This is a genomic window from Blautia sp. MSJ-19 (assembly GCF_018918125.1).
Taxonomy (GTDB): Bacteria; Bacillota; Clostridia; order Lachnospirales; family Lachnospiraceae; genus Blautia_A.
Window position 1 is genome coordinate 1 of sequence record NZ_JAHLQA010000023.1, and the last position, 7916, is coordinate 7916.

General features: G+C 42.5%; 7 protein-coding genes. 1 reads left to right on the top strand and 6 read right to left on the bottom strand.

Annotated features, from left to right (window positions below):
• Positions 1-139: 139 nt before the first annotated feature.
• Both sigG and KQI91_RS08810 read right to left on the bottom strand, forming a co-directional pair.
• Positions 140-919, bottom strand: coding sequence for an RNA polymerase sporulation sigma factor SigG (gene sigG, locus KQI91_RS08805; RefSeq protein ID WP_216392456.1), 780 nt, complete (start codon positions 917-919; stop codon positions 140-142).
• Between the two features lie 104 nt (positions 920-1023).
• On the bottom strand, positions 1024-1287 hold the full coding sequence (locus KQI91_RS08810; RefSeq protein ID WP_216392457.1) for a YlmC/YmxH family sporulation protein: 264 nt from the start codon (positions 1285-1287) through the stop codon (positions 1024-1026).
• 123 nt (positions 1288-1410) lie between these two features.
• Between KQI91_RS08810 and nrdR the strand changes: the two genes are divergently transcribed.
• Positions 1411-1863 carry a transcriptional regulator NrdR gene (gene nrdR, locus KQI91_RS08815; RefSeq protein ID WP_216392458.1) on the top strand — a complete coding sequence of 151 codons (453 nt, stop codon included), beginning with the start codon at positions 1411-1413 and terminating at the stop codon, positions 1861-1863.
• 11 nt (positions 1864-1874) lie between these two features.
• Here nrdR and pap read toward each other — a convergent pair whose 3' ends face one another.
• The 4 genes from pap to KQI91_RS08835 form a co-directional block, all read right to left on the bottom strand.
• Entirely contained in the window at positions 1875-3347 is a 1473-nt protein-coding gene (gene pap / locus KQI91_RS08820; protein WP_216392459.1) for a polyphosphate:AMP phosphotransferase, read from the bottom strand.
• 159 nt (positions 3348-3506) lie between these two features.
• Complete coding sequence (locus KQI91_RS08825; RefSeq protein ID WP_216392460.1) at positions 3507-5405, bottom strand: ABC transporter ATP-binding protein; 1899 nt, start codon at positions 5403-5405, stop codon at positions 3507-3509.
• A complete protein-coding gene (locus tag KQI91_RS08830; protein WP_216392461.1) occupies positions 5398-7131 on the bottom strand; it encodes an ABC transporter ATP-binding protein in 1734 nt (577 codons plus the stop codon). The genes KQI91_RS08825 and KQI91_RS08830 overlap by 8 nt, the downstream gene beginning before the upstream one ends.
• On the bottom strand, positions 7124-7624 hold the full coding sequence (locus KQI91_RS08835) for a MarR family winged helix-turn-helix transcriptional regulator (protein WP_216392462.1): 501 nt from the start codon (positions 7622-7624) through the stop codon (positions 7124-7126). The genes KQI91_RS08830 and KQI91_RS08835 overlap by 8 nt, the downstream gene beginning before the upstream one ends.
• Between the last annotated feature and the right edge of the window lie 292 nt (positions 7625-7916).

Sequence of the window (7916 nt, forward strand, 5' to 3'; positions counted from 1 at the left end):
TTGTATTGTCTGAAAATAGGCGAACAATCTCCAAAACAAAAAAAGTAGGCAGAGATAGGAATTCCAATATCTCTGCCTAAAAAGGAACACCACGCCAATGCCTTAACTAAATGACATTGCTTTCGTGGGGACACCTTTTTTATGACCTGAGATAATTTTTCATGTTTCTCAGTGCATTCTTTTCCAGACGACTGACCTGTGCCTGTGAAATACCAATCTCTTCTGCAACTTCCATCTGTGTCTTTCCCTCGTAAAATCTCATTTCAATAATATGGCGTTCTCTTTCTCCCAGACGCGCCATTGCTTCTCTGAGCGAAAGATTTTCCAGCCAGTACTCTTCTTTATTTTTCGCATCACTGATCTGATCCATCACATAAAGAGTATCTCCCCCTTCCGAATACACTGGCTCAAACAGACTTACCGGACTTTGGATCGCATCAAGGGCATATACGATCGTCTCTTTTTCAATCCCTATTTCCTGTGCTATTTCCATAACCGTTGGCTCACGAAGATTTTTTCGGATATAATTTTCCTTCGTATAGATTGCCTTGTAGGCAATATCCCGAAGCGATCTGCTGACACGGATGCTGTTGTAATCCCTAAGATAACGACGGATCTCTCCAACGATCATAGGTACAGCATATGTGGAAAATTTCACCATAAGTGTATCATCAAAATTATCGACTGCTTTCATCAGCCCGATACAACCTATCTGAAAAAGATCATCTGCATTCTCATTACTGTTCTGAAAACGTTTGATAACACTTAATACAAGGCGCAGATTGCCTTTGATATACTTTTCCCTGGCTTCTCTGTCCCCTTTTTTTATCTTTTGAAACAATTCATCCTTTTCTTCTGCTGTCAGAATCGGAAGTGAAGATGTATTTACCCCACAGATTTCAACTTTATTAAGTGCCATCGAAATATCCTCCTTATCTCATTTGGTACTAAAAATGATTCTCAGGGAGGATACGAAATATACTGTTTCTTCAAAAATAAAAAAAATTAAAGCCCTTGACAGTTTTAGAGAAGGTGATCTTTGTGAAAACATTTCTCTTCCTGAATTTCCACCAGAATAATATCCTCTCCGATCTGACAGATACATTTCCACGGAATCACATATTCGCTTTCTCTTCCAAAAAAACTGCAGAACTTTCCAGGTCCGGGAACGACCAGTGCCGTGATCTCCCCTGTTTTACAGTCAAATTCCAGATCAATAGGACAGCCCAGACTCCGGCAGGTACAGGTATTAATGATTTCTTTCTGTCTCAGTTCACAAAGTCTCATAAATTTACCGTTTTTATAAAAAAATATGTATCATTTATCTGAAATATTCAGGGTCTTTTGTTGACACTTACAGAAAAAATACAGTATAATTAACACATTAAAGGGGAAAGAGGGGAAAACACTGTGAGATGCCCATTTTGTAATCAGGATAACAGCAAAGTTGTGGATTCCAGACCTGTCGAAGATACAAATTCCATCCGTCGAAGGCGCATGTGCGAATCCTGCGGAAAACGTTTCACTACATATGAAAAGGTAGAAACAATTCCATTAAGTGTAATCAAAAAGGATCAGACACGCGAACAATATGATCGTGCCAAAATTCAGGATGGCATTCTCCGTGCCTGCTACAAACGACCGATTTCTGTAGATAAAATAGAAGCTCTGATGGATTCTATAGAGGGGGATATTTTTGACAAGGCAGATAAAGAGATTTCCAGCACACAGATCGGAGAGATTGTGATGGAACATCTGAAAGACCTGGATGCCGTCGCTTATGTGCGTTTTGCATCGGTCTACCGGGAATTCAAAGACGTAAGTACTTTTATGGACGAACTGAAAAAATTTATGGAACCGTAAAAAAAGCCCTCTTAGCTGAGGGCCTTTTCTAATTCTTTTATTACGATCTTAAGTGCTTTGATACGTGCATATTTTTTGTCCACAGATTCCAGAATATGCCATGGTGCAAATGCAGTACTGGTCTTCTTCAGCATCTCATCTACCGCTTCTTCATACTGATCCCATTTTTCTCGATTTCTCCAGTCTTCATCTGTGATCTTCCAGCGTTTTTCCGGATTATTCTGGCGATCATTAAAACGTTCCAGCTGCGTATCTTTGTCAATCTGTACCCAGAATTTAATGATCACTGCGCCCCAGTCATGCAATTCTTTCTCAAACTCGTTCATTTCATTGTAAGCACGTTTCCAGTCATTTTCACTGCAGAAACCTTCCAGACGTTCAACCATGACCCGTCCATACCAGGTACGGTCAAAAATGGCAATGTGCCCATCCTTCGGAAGTCTTGTCCAGAATCTCCAGAGATAGTGACGTGCCTTCTCATGTGGCTCCGGACTGGCAATCGGCTGCACCTCATATCCCCGCGGATCCAATGCCCCTGCGATTCGTTTGATATTGCCGCCTTTTCCTGCCGCATCCCAACCTTCATACGTAATGATTACCGGCACACGTTTGCGATACAGCCGATTATGCAGTTCTCCAAGTTTTGCCTGCAATTTTTTGAGTTCTTTCTGGTATTCTTCTTCATCTATAGTCTTGCCTTCCAGCTCCACATCTTTAAGCTTTGGCATTTTTACCAGCGGAAAAACATTCTGAAGGATCGGCACAGAATGACTATGGTTCTGCAACGCTACCTCAATACTGCTCACAAGCGTATCCATCACCTGCAGTTCTGCCCATTTTTTATCCTTTGCATCAACGATATACCACGGTGAACTGGACATATTGGTATCTTTCATATAACGGTCAAAGACATTTTCGCATTTCTTATAATGTTTGTTCTGCCACTTGTCAAATCCAGTCACACGCCATTTGGTATCTTCTTTTGCAAGAAGCTTTTTCATGCGTTTTTCCTGTTCCTCTTTATCAATCTGCATAAAAAATTTAAGCACCAGATATCCGTTATCTGTCAGCTGACGTTCAAAACGTTTGATACTTTCAATACGTTTCTCATATGTCTCTCCTCCCAGATCTCCGTTCAGAACTTCTTTTACCGTCTGTTCCATCCAGCCGGAATCCAGAAATGTAAATTTACCCTCCTCCGGGATTTGCTTCATATAACGATACAGAAACGGCCTGCGCACCTCTTCTTCGGTCGGATCAGACATAGTTGCAACCTTAAAGAAACGAGGATCAATGTTCTTGATCACCTTACCGATCATGCTGCCTTTTCCAGCTGCACTCCATCCTTCAAAAAGGACCAGTACCGGAAGTTTATGCTCTTTAATCTTCATCTGAAGATCATAAAGCCTGTTTCTCGTTCTTTCAAGCTGTACTTTCATTTCTTCTTTGTCCGGTTCTTCCCCCGGTGTCCATGATTTTAGCATTATAGATCCTCCAATTTTCTTTTTGTTGATAGTATACCATAGTTATCTTGAAATTACATGATATTTTTGTGCATTATACACCATTTTTTCTCAAATATAACATTACAAAAGGCAGAACCTCTGTTTTCAGATAGTCCTGCCTGCTATTCAAAAATATTCTTACGAAAGTTCCAGTTTACCGGTATACAACTGATAATAGGTTCCTTTCTGTTTGATCAGATCTTTGTGATCACCTCTCTCGATGATCTTGCCATGTTCCAGAACAATGATTGCATCGCTGTTGCGTATCGTGGAAAGTCTGTGTGCAATAACAAATACGGTACGCCCCTTCATCAGATTATCCATACCCTTCTGCACAATGCTTTCCGTACGTGTATCGATGCTGGAAGTTGCCTCATCCAGAATCAGTACCGGCGGATCTGCAACGGCTGCTCTTGCGATAGAAAGAAGCTGTCTCTGTCCCTGAGAAAGTTCCTCACCATCTCCGCTCAACATCGTATCATATCCCTTCGGCAGCATCTGAATAAACTGATCTGCATGAGCCAGTTTTGCCGCCGCATAAATTTCCTCATCCGTCGCATCCAGCTTACCGTAACGGATGTTATCACGGATCGTTCCTGTAAAAAGATGTGTGTCCTGAAGAACAATCCCAAGTGAATGTCTCAGGTCATCTTTCTTGATCTTGGTAATATTGATTCCGTCATACCGGATCTTACCTTCCTGAATATCATAGAAACGATTGATCAGATTGGTGATCGTTGTTTTGCCTGCACCGGTAGAACCAACGAATGCAAGTTTCTGACCCGGTTTCGCATAGAGGCTGATGTCGTGGAGAATCGTTTTGTCCTCGTTATAGCCGAAGGTCACATCCTCGAATCTCACATCACCTTTGAGTTCCGTGTAAGATACAGAACCGTCTGCAGAATGCGGATGTTTCCATGCCCACATGCCTGTTCTCTCTTTGCACTCTGTAATGTTTCCGTCGGCATCCTTTTTTGCATTGACGAGAGTTACATAGCCTTCGTCATCCTCCGGCTTCTCATCGATCAGGTTAAAGATACGCTCCGCACCGGCAAGTGCCATGACGATGGAGTTGAACTGCTGGGCGACCTGCATGAACGGCTGTGTAAAGCTCTTGGTAAACTGCAGATAAGAAGCCATGACACCAAGGGTGATTCCTCCGACTCCTGCAACAGAAAGGATTCCTCCCAGAACCGCCGTCAGAACAAACTGAAGGTTTCCGATATTTCCGATCACCGGTCCCATCATATTACCATATTTATTTGCCTGTGATGCACTCTCAAAAAGAGCTTCGTTCAGTTTATCAAATTCCTCTTCGGATTTCTTTTCATGGTTGAATACTTTGACAACACGCTGTCCATTCATTCGTTCTTCCACAAATCCGGTGACATCTGCAAGTGACATCTGCTGACGTACAAAATATTTGCCACTCTTCGCTCCAATCTTACCTGTCACAAAAAGCATCAGGAAAATGATCAGGACTGCCAGAATTGTCAGCAGAGGACTTAATACCAGCATGGAAATAAAGGTAACGACAATCGTAAACAGTGCCATCAGTGCCTGCGGAATCGCCTGGCTGATCATCTGTCTCAGGGTATCCGTATCATTGGTATAAAGACTCATGATCGAACCGTTTGTATTCTGGTCAAAATAGCGGATCGGCAGAGTCTGCATATGTTCAAACATATCGTCTCGCACTTTCTTGAGCACGCCCTGACCGATATATACCATCATTCTGGTATAGATAAAAGTCGCAACAACTCCTGCCAGAAAGATACATCCTAGAACTGTCAGAGCCTTATAAAGTCCGGCGAAATCCGGACTGGTCTGTCCGATCAGCGGAAGAATAAAATCATCCAGCAGATATCTCAATGAAAGAGAAACTGCTGTCGTTGCGACTGCACTGATCAGGATACAGAAAAACACAAGGACAAACTGAAATTTGTATTTTCCTGTCATATATTTCATAAGACGCTTTGCTGTCTGCAGGTCTTTCTTTGTCATTCGCGGTTTCTTATTTTTGCTGTTATTACTCATCCTCTTCGCCTCCTTTCACCTGAGATTCGTATACTTCTCTGTAAATTTCATTTGTCTTCAGAAGTTCTTCGGAAGTTCCCACTCCGGCGATCTTACCGCCATCCAGAACAATGATCTGGTCTGCGTCTTCAATGGAAGATACTCTCTGTGCGATGATGATCTTGGTCGTATCCGGAATTTCCTCACGGAACGCTTTACGGATCAGGGCATCTGTCTTGGTGTCTACTGCACTGGTAGAATCATCAAGAATCAGGATCTTCGGTTTTTTCAGAATGGCACGTGCGATACAGAGACGCTGTTTCTGACCACCGGAAACGTTATTTCCACCCTGAACGATCATGGTATCATAGCCATTCGGGAATTCTGTAACAAATCCGTCTGCCTGTGCCAGCTTACATACTCGTCTTACTTCTTCATCAGAAGCGTGCTCATCACCCCAGCGAATGTTTTCGTAGATGGAACCGGAGAAAAGAACATTTTTCTGGAGCACCATGGATACCTGATCACGGAGCACTTCCAGATTGTAGTCTCTTACATCGATCCCGCCAACTTTGACTTCACCGCCGGTGACATCATAAAGTCTCGGGATCATCTGAACCAGTGTGGATTTGGCACTTCCTGTTCCACCGATGATTCCGACGGTCTGTCCGGATTTAATATGAAGGTTTACATCTTTCAGAGAAAGATTTCCTCCCTCTCCGGCATAGCTGAAGTTTACATGGTCAAAAACGATATCGCCGCTTGGAACTTCTTTTACCGCATCAGCTTTGTCCTGCATCTCAGGCACTTCGTTTAAAACCTCTGTGATACGGTCCGTGGAAGCCTCTGCGATCATGATCATGACAAATACGAAAGTTACCATATTCAGGGACATCAGAATCTGCAATGCATAAACGATAACACTTGTCAGTTCTCCAGTCTCCATAGTTCCAAATACAATACTGCGTCCACCGATCGCTGCGATCAGAAGAACAACTGCATACATCATAAACTGCATGACCGGCGAGTTCCATGCAACGATCTTTTCAGCTTTTGTAAACAGAGTATAAACGTATTTAGATACTCCATGAAATTTGTTCACTTCATAATCTTCTCTTACGAATGCCTTCACTACACGGGAAGCATTAACGTTTTCCTGAACGGAATTATTCAGTTCATCGTACTCGTCAAATACTTTGATAAAGTGCGGATGTGCTTTTTTTGCAATAAACATCAGTGCTCCGCCCAGAACCGGGATCACAACCAGGAACAGGAGTGCAATCTTGACATTGATCAGAAGCGTCATGACCCAGGATAAGATCACCATGATCGGAGCTCTCGCCAGAAGACGGATACTCATCATGTATGCCATCTGTACGTTTGTGATATCGGTCGTCATTCGTGTGACCAGACCAGATGTAGAAAAATGGTCAATGTTCTTGAATGAAAAATCCTGTACCTTGTAAAAAATATCGTGACGAAGATTTTTCGCATATCCTGCCGCTGCAACTGCTGCCATATTTCCGGCCTGCACACCAAAAAACAGAGCAAGCATCGCCATTACTACAAGGATGATTCCCCTCTGTATGATGTATCCCAGATCCCCGTTGGCGATACCAACGTCGATGATCTTTGCCATCTCCAGAGGAATGAGTACCTCCATTAACACCTCCAGAATTACCAGAAACGGTGCCAGTATCGACTGTTTCTTATATTCCCGGATAGATTTAAAAAGTGTCTTATTCATCTTTTCTGTCTGCCTCCTTACCTGTCTGATTGTTCATTTCAGAAAGATTGTGATACATCTGACACAATGCTTTCTTACAGATCATAACATCTTTCTCCGAAATTCCCTTTGTGAGATGGTTTTCTGTAAACGCAATATGCTCCAGAAGACTTGGTCTCAGTTCTTCTGCCTTTGGAGTCGGCACAATTTTTTTCAGACGGGCGTCCTTTTCCACGCTTTCTCTGCATATATAACCATGCTTCTCTATCAGCTGCAAAATTCCGGTCACTGTAGATTTACGAATCTGAAATTCTTCCTCAATATCCTTCTGATAAAGATCTCTGTGGAGAGATTCCAGAAGAACAAACTTCAAAACATGTTTCTGCATGATCGTCAGCTCATCATTCTGGATGGCTGATGCCACACTGTTGGCATTTCGCTTCATCTGATGCGAAAGCATATGCACCAGTCTTCCCATGTGCATATTCTCAAGCTTCTCATCAAATTCGTTCATATTCTCTCCTTTCCAAAATTAGTTCGTATCCTAACTTTTGACATTATACAAATCAATACAAAGAAAGTCAACTGTTTTTTTGTGTTCTTTTGGACACAATTTGGCCCTGCAAAAAAGATGCCCCATTACAGGCAATGTCATTTAGTTAAGGCATTAAAGAGCTACTTCTTCCAGGGGCTGTCGCACTAACGTGTGGCAGCTCCTTTTATACCCAACACAAAACGCCGGGCTTCGAAAAGTCCGGCGTTCGTGGTATAATCAGTTTATGCTACTAAACAAAATAATACAGAAA